This window comes from Pseudomonas sp. PME37.24/025, assembly GCF_055556615.1.
In genome coordinates, this window is record NZ_JBVHNK010000005.1 from 291,337 (window position 1) to 309,251 (window position 17,915).

A 17,915-nucleotide genomic window follows, 5' to 3' on the forward strand; every position below is an offset into this window, starting at 1 on the left:
TCAATCCGTAAACTGCAGCTAGCGTCTATTCTTGACAGCGCTGACAGGAATACACCGATTAGCGTCTGCTTCATATAAAACATTTAGAACCGGCATCAGTCGGTCAATGCCTGCGAGGAACTCGGAATGTCTCTGTTGATCCGTGGCGCCACCGTTATTACCCATGATGAAAGTTATCGCGCCGACGTCTATTGCGCCGACGGCGTGATCAAAGCCATCGGTGAAAACCTCGATGTTCCCGCCGATGCCGAAGTGCTCGACGGCAGCGGTCAATACCTGATGCCCGGCGGTATCGACCCGCACACTCATATGCAGCTGCCCTTCATGGGCACGGTGGCCAGCGAAGACTTTTTCAGCGGCACCGCGGCGGGGCTTGCCGGCGGCACCACCTCGATCATCGACTTCGTGATTCCCAACCCGCAGCAATCGTTGATGGAGGCGTTTCATCAATGGCGCGGCTGGGCGGAGAAGTCGGCGTCGGACTACGGTTTCCACGTCGCCATCACTTGGTGGAGCGAGCAGGTCCGCGAGGAAATGGCCGAGCTGGTCAGCCATCATGGGGTCAACAGCTTCAAGCATTTCATGGCCTACAAGAACGCGATCATGGCCGCCGACGATACGCTGGTGGCGAGTTTCGAGCGTTGTCTGGAACTGGGCGCGGTGCCGACCGTGCACGCGGAAAACGGCGAGCTGGTCTATCACCTGCAACGCAAGTTGATGGCCCAGGGCATGACCGGGCCGGAAGCGCACCCGCTGTCGCGGCCTTCGCAAGTGGAAGGTGAAGCCGCGAGCCGAGCGATTCGCATCGCCGAAACCCTCGGCACGCCGCTGTACCTGGTCCACGTCTCGACCAAGGAAGCCCTCGACGAAATCACCTACGCCCGCAGCAAGGGCCAACCGGTTTACGGCGAAGTGCTGGCCGGGCATCTGCTGCTGGACGACAGCGTTTACCAACACCCGGACTGGCAGACCGCCGCCGGTTACGTGATGAGCCCGCCCTTCCGTCCTCGCGGCCATCAGGAAGCCCTTTGGCATGGCCTGCAAGCGGGCAACCTGCACACCACCGCCACCGACCATTGTTGCTTCTGCGCCGAGCAAAAAGCCGCCGGCCGTGACGACTTCAGCAAGATCCCCAACGGCACCGCCGGGATCGAAGACCGCATGGCGGTGCTCTGGGATGAAGGGGTGAATACCGGACGTTTGTCGATGCAGCACTTCGTTGCCCTCACCTCCACCAACACCGCGAAGATCTTCAACCTCTATCCGCGCAAGGGTGCGATCCGTGTGGGCGCTGATGCGGATCTGGTGCTGTGGGACCCGGAAGGGACGCGGACGATTTCAGCCAAGACCCATCACCAGCAAGTCGACTTCAACATCTTCGAAGGCAAGACCGTGCGCGGCGTGCCGAGCCACACCGTCAGCCAGGGCCGAGTGGTGTGGGCCGATGGTGATTTGCGGGCCGAGCGTGGTGCCGGTCGGTATGTCGAACGGCCGGCGTATCCGGCGGTGTTTGATTTGCTGAGCAAGCGAGCTGAGTTGTGCAGGCCGGTTGCTGTGAAACGCTAAGAGCGGCCTTCGGCCTATCGCGGGCAAGCCCGGCTCCCACAGGGATCTTCAGTGTTCACAAAACCCTGTGGGAGCGGGCTTGCCCGCGATGAGGCCCGGTCAAGCAACAACAAACCAATGCCCACCAGAGGCAGCACCTCAAATAATCGTGAGGCCAACACCGTGATCAAGACCCTGAACCACCTCCCCCATCCACATGAGGACGCAGCCGCCCTCGCCGGCCATTTCACCGATCTGGCACCGCCACTCAACGACCGCCAGGCGCATCTGGAAGCCTCGCGCTGCCTGTATTGCTACGACGCGCCGTGCGTGAATGCCTGTCCGAGCGACATCGACATTCCATCGTTCATCCGCAATATCCATCAGGAAAACGTTCAGGGCGCCGCACAGAAAATCCTCTCGGCGAATATCCTCGGCGGCAGTTGCGCCCGGGTCTGCCCCACGGAAATCCTGTGCCAGCAAGCCTGCGTGCGCAACAACGCCGAGGAATGCGCGCCGGTGCTGATCGGCCTGTTACAACGCTATGCCGTGGACAACGCACACTTCAGCGAACATCCGTTCCAGCGCGCCGTCGCAACCGGCAAGCGCATCGCCGTGGTGGGTGCCGGCCCGGCCGGTTTGGCCTGCGCGCACCGCAGCGCGATGCACGGCCATGATGTGGTGATTTTCGAAGCCCGGGAAAAGGCTGGCGGCCTCAACGAATACGGGATCGCCAAGTACAAACTGGTGGACGATTACGCGCAGAAGGAGCTTGAGTTCCTGATGGGGATTGGCGGAATCGAGATTCGCCACGGGCAGAAACTCGGCGATAACCTGACCCTCAGTGAACTGCATCAGCAATTCGATGCGGTGTTCCTCGGCCTCGGCCTGGCCGCCAGCAAACAGTTGGGGCTGGCCCAGGAGGATGCCCCCGGCCTGCTCGCCGCCACCGACTACATCCGCGAACTGCGCCAGGCCGATGACCTGACGCAACTGCCGCTGGCCGAGCGCTGCATAGTCCTCGGCGCCGGCAACACCGCCATCGACATGGCCGTGCAAATGGCTCGCCTCGGCGCTCGCGATGTGAATCTGGTGTACCGCCGTGGCGTCGAGGACATGGGCGCAACCGGTCACGAACAGGACATCGCCAAGGCCAATCAGGTGCGCCTGCTGACCTGGGCGCAACCGCAAGAGGTGCTGCTCGACGATCAGGGCAAGGTACGCGGCATGCGCTTCGCCCGCACCCGGATGGCGGAAGGTCGCCTGCAAACCACTGGTGAAACCTTTGAACTGGCCGCCGACGCGATCTTCAAAGCCATTGGCCAGGCCTTCGACAACAGCGCTCTTGCCGATCCGCTGGCCCGTGAACTCAAGCGTCAGGGCGACCGCATCCTCGTCGACGAACAGCTGCGCACCAGCATTCCTGGCGTGTATGCCGGCGGCGACTGCACCAGCCTCGATCAGGACCTCACCGTGCAGGCCGTGCAGCACGGCAAGCTGGCCGCCGAGGCCATCAACGCTCAACTCATGCTCAACGTGGAGGCTGCGTAAATGGCCGATCTCTCGATTGTTTTCGCCGGCATCAAGGCCCCCAATCCGTTCTGGCTGGCTTCCGCGCCGCCGACCGACAAAGCCTACAACGTGGTCCGCGCGTTCGAGGCTGGCTGGGGCGGTGTGGTCTGGAAAACCCTGGGTGAAGACCCGGCGGCGGTCAACGTATCGTCGCGTTACTCAGCACACTTCGGGGCTAATCGGGAGGTGCTTGGTTTTAGCAACATCGAGCTGATCACCGACCGTTCACTGGAAATCAACTTGCGGGAAATCACCCAGGTCAAAAAGGACTGGCCGGACCGCGCGCTGATCGTGTCGCTGATGGTGCCCTGTGTTGAAGAGTCGTGGAAAAACATCCTGCCGCTGGTGGAAGCCACCGGAGCCGATGGCATCGAACTGAACTTCGGCTGCCCCCACGGCATGCCGGAACGGGGCATGGGCGCGGCGGTCGGCCAGGTGCCGGAATACGTCGAACAGGTCACCCGCTGGTGCAAGACCTATTGCTCGCTGCCGGTGATTGTCAAACTCACGCCGAACATCACCGACATCCGCGTCGCCGCCCGTGCCGCTTACCGGGGCGGGGCTGATGCGGTGTCGCTGATCAACACCATCAACTCGATCACCAGCGTCAACCTGGAACGCATGGTCGCCAATCCCGCCGTCGGCAGCCAAAGCACCCATGGCGGTTATTGCGGTTCGGCGGTGAAGCCGATTGCGTTGAACATGGTCGCCGAGATCGCCCGCGATCCTCAGACACAAGGCTTGCCGATCTGCGGCATCGGCGGGATTGGCAGTTGGCGCGATGCCGCGGAATTCATTGCCCTGGGCAGCGGCGCGGTGCAGGTGTGCACGGCGGCAATGCTGCATGGCTTCCGGATTGTCGAGGAGATGAAGGACGGTTTGTCACGCTGGATGGACACTCAGGGCTACGTCAGCGTGTCAGAGTTTTCCGGGCGTGCGGTGGGCAATACCACGGACTGGAAGTACCTGGACATGAACTATCAGGTGATTGCGAAGATTGATCAGGAGGCGTGCATCGGCTGCGGTCGTTGTCACATTGCTTGCGAAGACACGTCGCACCAGGCAATTGCGAGCCTTAAGCAGGCGGACGGGACGCACAAATATGAAGTGATCGATGATGAGTGCGTGGGGTGCAATCTGTGCCAGATCACGTGCCCGGTGCAGGATTGCATCGAGATGGTGACGATGGACACCGGCAAGCCGTTTCTGGATTGGAACCATGATCCGCGCAATCCCTACCATGTTGTCCTTTAAGCCCTGCGGTGCCTGAACGGACGCCATCGCGGGCAAGCCCGCTCCCACAGTGATTTATGTCGTACACAATTTCCGTGTACACCGAGAACCCTGTGGGAGCGGGCTTGCCCGCGATGGGGCCAGCCGCTGCACCGCACAACTCAAGGCTCCAACCCAATCCCGCGCAATATCACGCTGGTCACCGTCTGCACCGCCCGCTCGAACTGCATGTCCGACAGCGGCTGGTGATCGTTAAGAATATTCACCTGGTGGTCAAAGTCGGCGTAATGCTGGGTCGAGGCCCAGATCATGTACAGCAGGCTGGAAGGCTCCACCGGCAGGATGCGTTTGTCTTCCACCCACTGGCGAATTTTCGCTTCTTTCATCTTGGCCCAGTCGTACAGGCTGGCGTCCAGTTTCTCACCCAGTGTCGGCGCGCCGTGGATGATTTCGTTGGCCCAGACTTTCGAACCGTACGGCCGGCTGCGGGAATGGTTCATCTTGGCGCGGATGTAGCTGCTGAGCACCACTCGCGGGTCGTCGAACATCTCGAAGCACAAGGCGTCCTGCTTCCAGACCTCCAGCAAACCCAGCAGCACCGCGCTGTACAGTTCACTTTTGGTGCTGAAGTAGTAATGCAGGTTGGAACGCGGCAGTTGCACTTCGGCGGCGATGTCGGCCATGGCGGTGCTGCCGAAGCCTTTTTCGGCGAAGACTTTTTCGGCCCCCAGCAGAATTTTTTCGACGTTACTGCGACGAATCTCGATCTTGTGATTGCCCATGAGGGCTCCCTGACAACAGCGTTGATCAAGACTAGCATCCGCTCTGGATCGGGCGACAGGGGGAAACGAAACTTCGTACGGTGGTCTTGTGGCAGGTAAACTGGCCGCCTCTTTGAACCTGCCCCTGAGGTCTTCACGATGCTGCTCAAGAACGCCCTGATTACCACCGCCCTCCTCGGCTCGCTGCTCGCCGCCTCCTCGGTGTTTGCCCACGCGCACCTGAAAAGCCAGACCCCGGCGGCCGACAGCACCGTGAGCGCGCCTGCGGAACTGCGCCTGAAGTTTTCCGAAGGGGTTGAAGCGACGTTCACCAAAGTGACGATCAGCAAGGACGGCACCGACGTTCCGGTAAAAAACCTCGCCACCGAAGGCAGCGACAAGAAAACCCTGATCGTCACCCCGGCCGCGCCGTTGGCCGCTGGCGATTACAAAGTCGAATGGCACGCCGTGTCGGTCGACACCCATAAAAGCGAAGGCGCCTACCGCTTCAAGGTCGGTCAGTAATTCATGACCGATGCGCTGGTGCTGTGCCGCTTTGTGCATTTCACCGTGGTGCTGATGCTGTTCGGGGCCTGGGTGTTCCGGCCTCTGCTGTTGGGCCGTGAAACGGCGTGGCTGGATCCGTCTCTGGCGCGAGTGACTCGCGGGCTTACCGCTTTAGCGTTAATCAGTGGCGTTGGCTGGTTGCTGCTGATTACCGCCAGCATGGCCGCCTCCGCGGATGCGGCATTCGATCCGGCGACGCTAGGCCTGGTGCTGAGCAATACCTTTTTCGGTCAGGTCTGGCGCTGGCATCTGCTGCTCAATCTGTTGCTCATGGCCCTTTTGCTGACGCCCTGGCGTTCCAGTTCGCTTTGGCGCATCAGCCTTTCGAGCTTGCTGCTCGCGACCCTGGCCCCGGTCGGTCATGGCGCCATGCTCGATGGTCTGCAAGGCCAATTGCTGATCCTCAACCAGATCTTTCATCTGACCTGTGTCGGCGCCTGGCTCGGAGGGTTGATGTTGCTGGTGATGATCTTGCGCCAACCGGCCGATCATCCCTTGAGTGCAATATTGCACCGCTTCAGCGGGATCGGTTACGCCTTGGTGGCGGGACTGGTGATGACCGGGCTGATCAACGTACGGGTATTGACCGGTGTGTTCTGGCCCACGCCATTGCTGTCCGGGTTTGCGCTGATCCTGTTGATCAAGGTTGTGCTGGTGATCGGGATGTTGGGGTTGGCGCTGTTCAATCGACGGAGGGTCAAGGATTGCCAGCAGCATTTGGGACAGTTGCGTGCCAGCGTAATGCTGGAGTGGTTGCTGGGGATTGGCGCGGTGGCAGCGGTTTCGCTACTGGGCACCATGCCGCCGATGACCATTGCCTGAACAAAATTCCATACAAGCGAGCCTGCTCGCGATGACGGACTGTCAGCCGACATCCATGTTGAATGTCAGACCGCTATCGCGAGCAGGCTCGCTCCCACTTTGAACGGTGCGCAGCCCCAGGCTGCAATCTTTTCAACCCTCGCTACGCCAACAGCTGAGTCAGCACCGCGCGCAACTTGCCGGGCTTCACTGGTTTGTTCAGCAGCGGCGCGTCGAGGCGCTGCAATGAGCGCCGACACTGGTCGGTGCGGTCGGCGGTGATGATCACCGCCGGAATCGCCTGGCTGAAATGCTCGCGCAAATGCCGAACCACCTCACAACCCACCACCCCGTGGTCCAGGTGATAGTCCGCCAGAATCAGTTCCGGCGCCTGTCCCTGCAAAGCCACCAGCGCCGTGGCCTCGTCGGTGGCGGTGACCACCTCGCAGCCCCACTGCCCGAGCAGCGCGCTCATGCTTTCAAGAATGCTGATTTCGTTGTCCAGCACCAACAGCCGCCGGCCCGGCAACGGATTGCCGGTACTCGGTTGCGGCGCGACCTGACTGATCGGCAGTGGAATCTCATGGGAAATCGGTACTTCGATGCTGAACATCGAACCGCGCCCCGGCAGCGAATGAACCTGAATCCTGTAGTCGAGGATCTTGGCGATGCGTTCGACAATCGCCAGTCCCAGGCCCACACCCTTACGATCGGCGGCGCGTCCGACGTCCAATTGGTTGAACTCGAGGAAGATCGAGTCAAGACGATCCGCAGGAATCCCGCGCCCGGTGTCCCAGACTTCGATACGTAGCGCATCGCCCCGGCGCCGTGCCCCCAGCAGAATGCAGCCCTCGTCGGTGTAGCGGCAGGCATTGCTGAGGAAGTTGCGCAGGATTCGAGTCATCAGGCGCAAGTCGGTATGAATAGCGTAATCGCCCATGTGTACCCGCAGGTTCAACCCGGCTGCCGCGGCCACCGACTGAAACTCCGAGACCAGCGGCGCGAGCAATTCGTCGAGGCGGTACAGGGCGATGTCCGGCTTCACCGCGGCCTGATCGAGCCGGGAAATATCCAGCAGGTCGGTGAGCAAATCCTCGGCCCCTTCCAGCGCCTGATGCGTGCGCTCCACCAGCACCTGCTCGACGTCGGGCAGTTTGCGTTCGCGCAAGGTCGAGATCAACAAACGCGCAGCGTTGAGCGGTTGCAGCAAGTCGTGACTGGCGGCGGCGAGGTATTTGTCCTTGCTGCGATTGGCGGCTTCGGCGGCATCACGGGCATCGCGCAAGGCTTCTGCGATCTGTTTGCGCTGGGTGATCTGCTGTTGCAGATTGCGATTGGCATCCAGCAGCTCGTTGGTGCGCGCGGTGACCCGCTGCTCCAGTTCGTCATTGAGTTGTTGCAGGCGCTGCTGAGCGAGTTTTCGTTCGGTGATGTCGGCGACAAAGCCCTCCACCAAACCTTCCTGATCCGGTTTGAGCAGCAAGTTCATCAACACGTCAAGAACGCTGCCGTCCTTGCGCCGCAGCTGAGTTTCATAGGCCAGCAGGCTGCGCTCGCGCTGGAGGATTTCGCCGATGCTTTCCAGCTCTTGCGCCCCACCGACGAACAACGTACCCGCCAGGTCCGTCAGGGAAAACAGCACTTCCTGCGGGCTTTGATAGCCGAGCATTCGCGCCAGCGCCGGGTTGGCGGCGCGCATGCCTTCCAGCAGGCTGGCCTGGAAGATCCCGTGCACCGCGTTTTCGAACAGCCATTTGTAGCGGTTGCGTTCGGTTTCCAGTTCATCCAGGCGCGCGGCCAGTTCCGGGTAATGACTCTTGCGCGCCGAGTGGTTGCCTAAGCCGAGTAACCCGGCCAGCGCCCGTTGTTGCTCGTCAGAGGGCTTCGCCATAGACGACCTCGACGTCGCGCTGACTGGATTCGCGCGGGTTGGTAAGGATGCACGGATCGTGCATGGCGTGTTGCGACAGGAACGGAATGTCCGCCGTACTCACCCCGTGCAGACCGAGGGTTTCGTGGAAGCCGATGGCGTGTTTGAGGGCGATCAGGTGTTCGACCAGCCGCCCGCAAATCTGCCGGTGATTGAGACCACGGCAATCGATGCCGAAGGTCTCGGCAATCACCTTGAAGCGCTCCGGCGCCGAGCTGTAGTTGAACGCCACCACGTGTTCCACCAGCACCGCATTGCACAGGCCATGGGGCAGATCGAGGAAGCCGCCGAGGCTGTGGGACATGGCATGGACCGCGCCAAGGATCGCGTTGGAGAACGCCAGCCCGGCCTGCATGCTGCCGAGCATGATTTTTTCCCGCAGGGCGATGTCGCTCGGGTTGGCGATCATTTGCACCAGATTGCCGTTGATCAGCCGCATCGCCTCCAGTGCATGAGGGTCGGTGAGCGGCCCGTGACCGGTGGAGACGAAGGCTTCGATGGCATGGACCAACGCGTCGATGCCGGTACAGGCCGACAGGAACGGGTCCATGCTCAGGGTGGTTTCCGGATCGATCAGCGACACGTCCGGCACCGCGGCCTTGCTGACGATGGAGAATTTCATGCGTTCTTGCTGATTGGAGATGATCACGAACTGCGACACGTCGGCCGAAGTGCCGGCGGTGGTCGGGATCAGGATCAGCGGTGGGCTGGCGATGCGCAGGGTGTCCACGCCCTCGAATTCGAGGATGTTGCGCCCGTGGGCGACGACAATGCCGATGCCCTTGCCGCAATCCATCGGGCTGCCGCCGCCGATCGCCACGATCACATCGCAGTGATTCTCCCGGTACAGCTCGGCGCCGAGCATGACTTCCTCGATCCGCGGGTTGGGCGAAACGTCGCTATACAAAAAGAAATCAATGCCCTGGGCTTGCAGACTGGCCTCGACATCGGCGACCCAACCGGCGGCAATCACACCGGGGTCGCTGACCACCAGCACCTTGCGGGCGCCGAAGGTCTTGGCGTAATTGCCGACGTTATGCCGACAGCCGGCACCGAAGATGATTTCGGGCGAAACGAATTTACGCAGCTGGCTGAGATTCTGGCTCATTGGAAAGCCTGTTTTTATTGTTTTGAAAGGTAAAGTCCACACTAAAGCATCCGGCTGCGAATGCAATCAGACCAATGGATAGCGAGTCGCCCGGGGGTGCACTCCGATTTCAGATTCACTGAGAATCCCTGTGGGAGCGGGCTTGCCCGCGATAGCTGTTTTACAGTCAACATCAATGTTGAATGTGCTGGCCTCATCGCGGGCAAGCCCGCTCCCACAGGGTTCTGTGCTCACAACTCATCCGCGATAGATCAGTCGCGAAGCCTTTTCATTGCGCAAGGTCAGGTACTCCATGCCCTGCCCCGGCGCGTCGGCTTCGTCCCGGGCCTTGAGAATAACGTCGTGGTGCGGCGACTTGCTGCACACCGGATCAGCGTTGCTCGCGTCACCCGTAAGCATGAACGCCTGGCAGCGGCAGCCGCCGAGGTCCTTGTGCTTTTCATCGCAGGAACGGCACGGCTCTTTCATCCAGTCATCGCCGCGAAAACGGTTGAAACCGAAGGAGTCGTTCCAGATGTGCGCGATGCTGTGCTCGCGCACGTTGGGAAACTGCACCGGCAACTGGCGAGCGCTATGACAAGGCAACGCCGTCCCGTCCGGGGTGATGTCGAGAAACAGGTTGGCCCAGCCATTCATGCAGGTCTTGGGGCGTTCTTCGTAGTAATCCGGGGTCACGAAGATCAGCTTGCACGGATGGCCCTCGGCCTCAAGCCGCTGGCGGTAGTCATTGGTAATGCGCTCAGCGCGCTGTAGCTGTTCACGAGTTGGCAACAGACCGACACGATTCAGTTCAGCCCAACCGTAGAACTGGCACGTCGCCAACTCGACGAAATCCGCCTCCAGCTCCAGGCACAGTTCGATGATCTGCGCGATCTGGTCGATGTTGTGCCGATGGGTGACGAAGTTCAGCACCATCGGGTAGCCCTGGGCTTTCACCGCCCGGGCCATGGCCAGTTTCTGGGCGAAGGCCTTGCGCGAGCCGGCGAGCAGATTGTTCACCTGTTCATCGGCGGCCTGAAAGCTGATCTGAATGTGGTCCAGCCCGGCGATCTTGAAGTCACGGACCTTCTGTTCGGTCAGGCCGATACCCGAGGTGATCAGGTTGGTGTAGTAACCCATGTCCCGCGCGGCCTTGATCAGCTCGGCCAGGTCTTGGCGCACCAACGGCTCGCCCCCGGAAAAACCCAGTTGCGCAGCGCCCATCTCCCGCGCCTCGCGGAACACCCGAATCCACTCTTCTGTGCTCAACTCCTCGCCCTGTTGGGCGAAGTCCAGCGGGTTGGAGCAATACGGGCATTGCAACGGGCAGCGATAGGTCAGCTCCGCCAGCAACCACAGCGGTGGGCCGGGTTGCTGTTCGATCAGGCTCACAAGATGATCCCCCGGTGCCAGACCCGCTCGTTGGTGACGGTGTGATACGGCGGGCGATCCAGCTCGTAGGCCATGCTCATCGCGTCGAGCATGCTCCACAACACATCGAGTTTGAACTGCAGAATCTCCAGCATGTGTTGCTGGCCTTCGACCGTGACGTAGTGCGCCAGGGTGATGCGCAAACCATGCTCGACATCGCGCCGCGCCTGACTCAAACGCGTACGGAAATAGTCGTAGCCGGCCGGGTCGATCCATGGGTAATGGGTGGGCCAGGCGTCGAGCCGGGACTGGTGAATCTGTGGCGCGAACAGTTCGGTCAGCGAGCTGCTGGCCGCTTCTTGCCAGCAAGCGCGACGGGCGAAATTGACATAGGCGTCCACGGCGAAACGCACGCCCGGCAGCACCAGTTCTTGCGAAAGGATTTGTTCGCGATCCAGCCCCACTGCTTCGCCCAATCGCAGCCACGCTTCGATGCCGCCTTCACTGCCGGGGACGCCGTCATGGTCGAGGATCCGTTGCAGCCATTCCCGGCGCACGTCGCGGTCCGGGCAGTTGGCGAGGATCGCGGCATCCTTGAGCGGGATGTTCACCTGGTAATAGAAGCGATTGGCGACCCAGCCCTGGATCTGCTCGCGGGTGGCACGCCCGGCGTACATGGCTTGGTGGAATGGATGATGGATGTGGTAATAGGCCCCCTTGGCGCGCAGGGCTGCTTCGAATTCGGCGGGGGTCATGGGAGTGTCAGTCATTGCGGTTCTCCGGGGAATAACCGTTGGGTTCTGCGGTGTCTGGTCGGGCCCTATCGCGGGCAAGCCCGCTCCCACAGGAGTCCGGGTCTTAGCCGATTTTCTGCACAAAGCAGGTCCATTGTGGGAGCGAGCCTGCTCGCGATGGGGCATCCTGGTCTGGCGCCTTCGCGGGCAAGCCTCGCTCCTAGAAGGGATCTGCGGTGTACACAAAACCCTGTGGGAGCGGGCTTGCCCGCGATGGGGCCATCCGCTACAGCTCGATACTCATGCCGTCATAAGCCACTTCAATCCCGCGCCGCTCCAGCAATGCGCGCTCGGCCGAGTCTTCATCGAGGATCGGGTTGGTGTTGTTGATGTGGATCAGCACCTTGCGCTGGCGATTGAAGCTCTCCAGCACGTCGAGCATGCCGCCGGGGCCGCTTTGCGGCAGGTGGCCCATTTCGCTGCCCAGGCTTTGGCCGACTTCGCACGCGCGCATCTCATCGTCGCGCCACAGCGTGCCGTCCAGCAGCAGGCAGTCGGCGCGCTGCATCCAGCTCAATACCTCTGCATCGACTTGCCCCAGCCCCGGGGCATAGAAAACCGATGCACCGCTGCGCAGGTCTTCGATGAACAGGCCGATGGTGTCGCCTGGCTGCGGATTGCCGCGATTGGGCGAGTACGGCGGTGCATTGCTGACCAACGGAATCGCGCGAAATTGCAGGTGTGGGCAGGCAACGATACTGAATGGCTCGCGATCCAGTTCGATGGGTTGCCACTGCAAGCCACCGTTCCAGTGCTTGAGCATGGTGAACAAGGGAAAGCCGCTGCTCAGGTCTTCGTGAACCCGCTCGGTGCACCAGACCGAATGCGGGCAGCCCTCGCGCAGGCTCAACAGCCCGGTGCAATGGTCGATCTGACTGTCCAGCAGAACGACACCGGCAATCGCCGTGTCTCGCAAGCGTCGGGCCGGTTGCATCACCGGAAAGCTTTCGAGTTGCGCGCGAATGTCCGGTGAAGCATTGCAGAGCACCCACTCCACACCGTCGTCGCTCAGGGCAATGGACGACTGCGTGCGGCGTTGCGCGCGCAGATTGCCGTTGCGCATAGCGGCGCATTGACGGCAGTTGCAGTTCCATTGCGGAAAACCGCCGCCAGCGGCGGAACCGAGAACACGGATGTGCATGGGATGGCTCCAGAAGGCAGGCCCGGCCAACGCGACGGCTGACCGGGCGATCAATCAACGGTTGGCGAAATACATCGTCACTTCGAAGCCAATGCGCAGATCGGTAAACGCGGGTTTATTCCACATGGGTCAATCCTCTTCTTGTGCCGGACGATTCCGGTAAGACCATTAATGCACGGGGGGCGAAGGGACCGAATGCTACTTTCGAAGGAGGTTGTGGGGTGCGTTGGTAGGGGGTGGGACAAAGTCTTCAAGTACATCCATAACCCTGTGGGAGCGGGCTTGCCCGCGATGGCGCCATCACATTCAACACATTCGTTGACTGCCAGTTCGCTATCGCGGGCAAGCCCGCTCCCACAGGTTTCAATGGTGTTCTGGCGGGTTAGAAGAACCCCAGCGGATTGATGTCGTAGCTCACCAGCAGGTTTTTGGTCTGTTGGTAGTGGTCGAGCATCATCTTGTGGTTCTCACGGCCGACACCGGATTTCTTGTAGCCACCGAACGCGGCGTGGGCCGGGTACAGGTGGTAGCAGTTGGTCCAGACACGCCCGGCCTTGATCGCCCGGCCCATGCGGTAGGCGCGGTTGATGTCGCGGGTCCACAGGCCGGCGCCGAGGCCGAACTCGCTGTCGTTGGCAATCGCCAGGGCTTCGGCTTCGTCCTTGAAGGTGGTGATACCCACCACCGGGCCGAAGATTTCTTCCTGGAACACACGCATTTTGTTGTGGCCCTTGAGCAGGGTCGGCTGAATGTAATAGCCGGTCGACAAATCGCCTTCAAGGCGCTCGGCCGCGCCGCCGGTGAGCAGTTCGGCGCCCTCCTCCTGAGCGATTTTCAGGTACGAGAGAATCTTGTCGTATTGCTGCTCGGACGCCTGGGCGCCGACCATGGTTTCGGTGTCCAGCGGGTTGCCGCGCTTGATCTTGACGATCTTCTTCATCACCACTTTCATGAAGTCGTCATAGATCGACTCCTGCACCAGCGCCCGGGACGGACAAGTGCAGACTTCGCCCTGGTTGAAGAACGCCAGCACCAGGCCTTCGGCGGCTTTCTCGATGAACTGCGGTTCGGCGTTCATGATGTCTTCGAAGAAAATGTTCGGCGACTTGCCGCCCAGTTCAACGGTGCTTGGAATGATGTTCTCGGCAGCGCAATGCATGATGTGCGCGCCCACCGGGGTGGAACCGGTGAAGGCGATCTTGGCGATGCGCTTGCTGGTGGCCAGCGCCTCACCGGCTTCGCGACCGAAACCCTGGACGATGTTCAGCACACCGGCCGGCAGCAAGTCGGCGATCAGCTCGGCGAACACCATGATCGACAGCGGCGTTTGTTCGGCGGGTTTGAGCACGATGCAGTTGCCGGCAGCCAGGGCCGGGGCGAGTTTCCAGGCAGCCATCAGCAGCGGGAAGTTCCACGGGATGATCTGCCCGACTACGCCCAATGGTTCATGGAAATGATAGGCGGTGGTCAGTTCGTTGATCTCGGCGGCGCCGCCTTCCTGAGCGCGGATGCAACCGGCGAAGTAACGGAAGTGGTCGGCAGCCAAAGGCACGTCGGCGTTGAGGGTTTCGCGCACGGCTTTGCCGTTGTCCCAGGTTTCGGTGACGGCGAGGATTTCCAGGTTCTGCTCGATGCGGTCGGCGATTTTCAGCAGCACCAGCGAGCGGTCCTGCGCCGAGGTTTTGCCCCAGGCATCGGCGGCAGCATGGGCGGCGTCGAGGGCTTTTTCGATGTCGGCGGCGCTGGAGCGCGGGAACTCGGCGATCACTTCACCGTTGACCGGTGAGGTGTTGGTGAAGTACTCGCCGTTGATTGGGGCAACGAATTCGCCGCCGATGAAATTGCCGTAGCGCGGTTTGAAGGAAACGACGGCGCCGGGTGTTCCGGGTTGTGCGTAGATCATGGTGGGCCTCTGTCTGGGTCGATGCCTGTCGAGCCAACAGGCGATGAACCGATAGTAGAGAGCCCCGCCTGCCAGACGAATGCGCCGTTGGCAGGGGGATTCTCGTTATTTGGTAGTAGAAGGTGCCTCGGTATCAGCAGGCTTTTGTGGCGAGGGAGCTTGCTCCCGCTGGAGTGCGAAGCGCTCCAAAACCCAGGCGCTGCGGTTCATCTGTCACACCGCATTGGCCGGTTTTACGACTGCTTCGCAGCCGAGCGGGAGCAAGCTCCCACGCCACAGGTTGTGTCGGTATTTAGATCAGTGCTTGGCTACCAGATCTTTAGGCAACTTGAACGTCCAGAGCATGCCGCCCTGGTTGAAGTCCTTGATGCGCTTGGCCACTTCGCCGCCCCACAGCGGTACCGCGCCGCCCCAGCCGGAGAGCACGGAGACGTATTGCTCGCCGTCCATTTCCCAGGTGATGGGCGAGCCGAGTACGCCGGAACCGGTCTGGAATTCCCAGACTTTCTCGCCAGTCTTGGCATTGAATGCCTGCAGGAAACCTTCCGGCGTACCGGTGAACACCAGGTTGCCCTTGGTGGTCAGCACCCCGCCCCACAGCGGCGCGAAGTTCTTGTGGCGCCAGACTTCCTTGCCGGTTTTCGGGTCGATGGCGCGCAGCACGCCGATGTAGTCTTCGTTCAACGGTTTGATGGTGAAACCAGCGCCGAGGAACGCCGCGCCTTTCTTGTAGGCGATGCCTTCATTCCAGATGTCCATGCCCCATTCGTTGGACGGCACATAGAACAGGCCGGTGTCGCGGTTGTAGGCCATCGGCATCCAGTTTTTCGCCCCAAGGAACGCTGGCGCGACGAACACCGAACTGCCTTTGGCTTCGGAGCCCGGCGCACCCGGACGGCTGGCTTCGTTGTAGATCGGCCGGCCGTTCTTATCCAGACCGCTGGCCCAGGTGATCTTGTCCACGAACGGGAAGCCGCGAATGAATTTGCCGTTGGTGCGATCGAGCACGTAGAAGAAACCGTTACGGTCCGCCGTGGCCGCTGCTTTGATTTCTTTGCCACCTTCGTTGTAGTTGAACGACACCAGTTCGTTCACGCCGTCATAGTCCCAACCGTCGTGCGGCGTGCTCTGGAAGTGCCATTTGATCGTGCCGTCATCCGGGTTCAGCGCCAGGCGCGAGGAGGAGTAAAGGTTGTCGCCAGGACGCAGGTGCGAGTTCCACGGCGCCGGGTTGCCGGTGCCGAACAGCAGCAGATTGGTTTCCGGGTCGTAGTAGCCGCCCAGCCAAGGCGCCGCGCCGCCGGTTTTCCATAGATCGCCCGGCCAGGTCTTGCCCGCTTCGCCGCCGGAGATGCCGTTTTCTACCGCTTTGCCGTCCTTGTAGACATAACCCATGTGGCCTTCGACGGTGGGACGAGTCCACAGCAGGTCGCCGTTTTTCGGGTCGTAGGCTTCGATTTTGCCCACCACCCCGAACTCGCCACCGGCCACACCGGTAATCAGTTTGCCGTTGACTACCAACGGCGCGGCGCTGATGGAATAGCCTTCCTTGTGGTCGGCGACTTTCTTGCTCCAGACGACCTTGCCGGTGTCCTTGTTCAGGGCCACGAGCTTGGCGTCGAGGGTGCCGAAAATCACCAGGTCGCCATACAGCGCGACACCACGGTTGATCACGTCGCAGCACGGGCGGATGTCATCGGGCAGCCGCGCGTCGTATTGCCAGAGCTTGCGACCGGTGCGCGCATCCACAGCGAACACCCGCGAGTAGGAGCCGGTCATGTACATCACGCCGTCCTTGATCATCGGCTGCGCCTGTTGACCGCGCTGCTTTTCCCCGCCGAACGAAAAGGCCCAGACCGGGCGCAGATCCTTCACGTTGTCGACATTGAGGGTGTCCAGCGGGCTGTAGCGCTGACCCTGGACGCCAAGGCCGTTGGTGACGACCTGCTCCGGGTTCTTCGGGTCCTGGAGAATGTCTTGGTCGGAGACTGCGGCCAATGCCGAGCCAGACAACAGCATGGCACTGAGCAGCACGCTCAAGGCGAAGGGTTGGCGACGTGCGGGTTGGGTCATGACGGCTACCTCTGCGGTTTTTGTTATACCCGGGAAATTTTCCCGGTCTGGTGCAGATTCTTGGGCGCCGCCGCCCTTGCAACAATTGCCCGCAATGCGGAGATTGCTAGTTCCTTAGTACCGGGTCGGAGGAGATGAGTACCGAACCGTATGCCTGACACCGATCCCACAGGGGGCCGGTGTTGCTCACAAATCTTTGGCGGAATCGACTCGGCTCATCTGCGCGCGCTCATAGCGCGGGTACAAATGGCTGACGCTGCGAATCAGCTCATAGCGGCTCAAGCTGATGCCGGCGAAACGCTCGGGGATGGGGCTGCGGATCATCTCGGCCATGTCGCTACCGTGGGCGGCGCCATCGCGCATCAGCTGGTCCAGCCAGGTCAGGTAATCGCGCATCTGCTCGAACGGTTTTGTGTCCGTGGCCACCGGCCCATGTCCGGGGGCGATCAACGTCCACGGCAAACCTTGCAGGGTCGCGATGTCCGCCAGCCACACCGACAGCCCCGGGCTGTTGGGCGTGGTCAGGGCGCGTTGATAAAACACCAGGTCCCCGGCAAATAGCACGCCGGTTTTCTGGTCGAGAATAGCCAGATCCGCGCCGGTGTGCCCACCCAGACTCAGTAGGCGCAAATCGTGATTCCCAAAACTTTTCACGCCTGGCATCAGCGTCTGCGTCGGCGACACCACCTCGGTGCCGCGCATCCAGTCGCCCACCAGCCGATACATGTTCTCGGCCATGGCATCACCCTGTTGCCGCAACAGCTCGGTGGTGCCAGCCAGTGCACCGATCGGCACGTCGGTGAAAGCCTGATTGCCCAACACATGGTCGGGATGGTGATGGGTCAGCAGCACCTGGATCACCGGTTTATCAGTGATCGCCGCAATCGCTTCGCGCAGGGCTTCGCCATAGCGCTTCGACGGCCCGGTGTCGATGACCACCACGCCCTGCTCGGTGACGATGAATGCGGTGTTGACGATGTTGCCGCCGTTGCTCTTGGCGAAATTATCGGTGCTGCCTTCCAGCAACCAGGTGTCTTCGGCGATCTGCCGGGGCTTGAGTGCGTAGTCGGAATCGGCCAGGGCCGGCAGGCTCAGACTGATGAACAACAGCAGCATCCAGCGCATCACTCGCTCCTT

At 61.3% G+C, this 17,915-nt stretch carries 15 protein-coding genes; 5 read left to right on the forward strand and 10 right to left on the reverse strand.

The window, feature by feature from the left end:
• The first annotated feature begins 126 nt into the window (after positions 1 to 126).
• The 3 genes from hydA (at position 127) to preA (ending at position 4,371) form a co-directional block, all read left to right on the forward strand.
• On the forward strand, positions 127 to 1,566 hold the full coding sequence (gene hydA, locus ACZ3HH_RS11705) for a dihydropyrimidinase (RefSeq protein ID WP_465804714.1): 1,440 nt from the start codon (positions 127 to 129) through the stop codon (positions 1,564 to 1,566).
• 162 nt (positions 1,567 to 1,728) lie between these two features.
• Positions 1,729 to 3,096 carry an NAD(P)-dependent oxidoreductase gene (locus ACZ3HH_RS11710; RefSeq protein ID WP_465804831.1) on the forward strand — a complete coding sequence of 456 codons (1,368 nt, stop codon included), beginning with the start codon at positions 1,729 to 1,731 and terminating at the stop codon, positions 3,094 to 3,096.
• Positions 3,097 to 4,371 carry an NAD-dependent dihydropyrimidine dehydrogenase subunit PreA gene (preA, locus tag ACZ3HH_RS11715; RefSeq protein ID WP_465804716.1) on the forward strand — a complete coding sequence of 425 codons (1,275 nt, stop codon included), beginning with the start codon at positions 3,097 to 3,099 and terminating at the stop codon, positions 4,369 to 4,371.
• Positions 4,372 to 4,511: 140 nt separating this feature from the next.
• On the opposite strand, the gene ACZ3HH_RS11720 is transcribed toward preA, so the two are convergent.
• Complete coding sequence (locus tag ACZ3HH_RS11720) at positions 4,512 to 5,132, reverse strand: TetR/AcrR family transcriptional regulator (protein ID WP_007899508.1); 621 nt, start codon at positions 5,130 to 5,132, stop codon at positions 4,512 to 4,514.
• Positions 5,133 to 5,270: 138 nt separating this feature from the next.
• Between ACZ3HH_RS11720 and copC the strand changes: the two genes are divergently transcribed.
• A complete protein-coding gene (gene copC / locus ACZ3HH_RS11725; RefSeq protein ID WP_465804718.1) occupies positions 5,271 to 5,636 on the forward strand; it encodes a copper homeostasis periplasmic binding protein CopC in 366 nt (121 codons plus the stop codon).
• A gap of 3 nt (positions 5,637 to 5,639) precedes the next feature.
• Positions 5,640 to 6,500: a copper homeostasis membrane protein CopD gene (copD, locus tag ACZ3HH_RS11730; RefSeq protein WP_465804720.1), complete on the forward strand. Its 861-nt coding sequence runs from the start codon at positions 5,640 to 5,642 to the stop codon at positions 6,498 to 6,500.
• 142 nt (positions 6,501 to 6,642) lie between these two features.
• On the opposite strand, the gene ACZ3HH_RS11735 is transcribed toward copD, so the two are convergent.
• The 9 genes from ACZ3HH_RS11735 to ACZ3HH_RS11775 all read right to left on the reverse strand — a co-directional run bounded on the left by ACZ3HH_RS11735 (position 6,643) and on the right by ACZ3HH_RS11775 (position 17,903).
• Positions 6,643 to 8,370 carry a PAS domain-containing hybrid sensor histidine kinase/response regulator gene (locus tag ACZ3HH_RS11735; protein ID WP_465804722.1) on the reverse strand — a complete coding sequence of 576 codons (1,728 nt, stop codon included), beginning with the start codon at positions 8,368 to 8,370 and terminating at the stop codon, positions 6,643 to 6,645.
• Positions 8,354 to 9,517: an alcohol dehydrogenase-like regulatory protein ErcA gene (gene ercA / locus ACZ3HH_RS11740; protein WP_052963458.1), complete on the reverse strand. Its 1,164-nt coding sequence runs from the start codon at positions 9,515 to 9,517 to the stop codon at positions 8,354 to 8,356. The genes ACZ3HH_RS11735 and ercA overlap by 17 nt, the downstream gene beginning before the upstream one ends.
• A gap of 237 nt (positions 9,518 to 9,754) precedes the next feature.
• Positions 9,755 to 10,888, reverse strand: a complete 1,134-nt coding sequence (gene pqqE / locus ACZ3HH_RS11745; protein ID WP_465804724.1) for a pyrroloquinoline quinone biosynthesis protein PqqE — start codon at positions 10,886 to 10,888, stop codon at positions 9,755 to 9,757.
• On the reverse strand, positions 10,885 to 11,637 hold the full coding sequence (pqqC, locus tag ACZ3HH_RS11750; RefSeq protein ID WP_465804726.1) for a pyrroloquinoline-quinone synthase PqqC: 753 nt from the start codon (positions 11,635 to 11,637) through the stop codon (positions 10,885 to 10,887). The genes pqqE and pqqC overlap by 4 nt, the downstream gene beginning before the upstream one ends.
• Before the next feature lie 250 nt (positions 11,638 to 11,887).
• Entirely contained in the window at positions 11,888 to 12,802 is a 915-nt protein-coding gene (gene pqqB, locus ACZ3HH_RS11755; RefSeq protein ID WP_465804728.1) for a pyrroloquinoline quinone biosynthesis protein PqqB, read from the reverse strand.
• 54 nt (positions 12,803 to 12,856) lie between these two features.
• Complete coding sequence (gene pqqA, locus ACZ3HH_RS11760) at positions 12,857 to 12,928, reverse strand: pyrroloquinoline quinone precursor peptide PqqA (RefSeq protein ID WP_010455123.1); 72 nt, start codon at positions 12,926 to 12,928, stop codon at positions 12,857 to 12,859.
• A gap of 256 nt (positions 12,929 to 13,184) precedes the next feature.
• Positions 13,185 to 14,705, reverse strand: coding sequence for an acetaldehyde dehydrogenase ExaC (exaC, locus tag ACZ3HH_RS11765; RefSeq protein ID WP_465804730.1), 1,521 nt, complete (start codon positions 14,703 to 14,705; stop codon positions 13,185 to 13,187).
• Between the two features lie 297 nt (positions 14,706 to 15,002).
• A complete protein-coding gene (locus ACZ3HH_RS11770) occupies positions 15,003 to 16,778 on the reverse strand; it encodes a PQQ-dependent methanol/ethanol family dehydrogenase (protein WP_465804732.1) in 1,776 nt (591 codons plus the stop codon).
• A gap of 186 nt (positions 16,779 to 16,964) precedes the next feature.
• The gene (locus ACZ3HH_RS11775; RefSeq protein ID WP_465804733.1) at positions 16,965 to 17,903 is read right to left on the reverse strand and encodes a quinoprotein relay system zinc metallohydrolase 1; all 939 of its coding nucleotides are present in this window, start codon (positions 17,901 to 17,903) and stop codon (positions 16,965 to 16,967) included.
• Positions 17,904 to 17,915 lie beyond the last annotated feature (12 nt).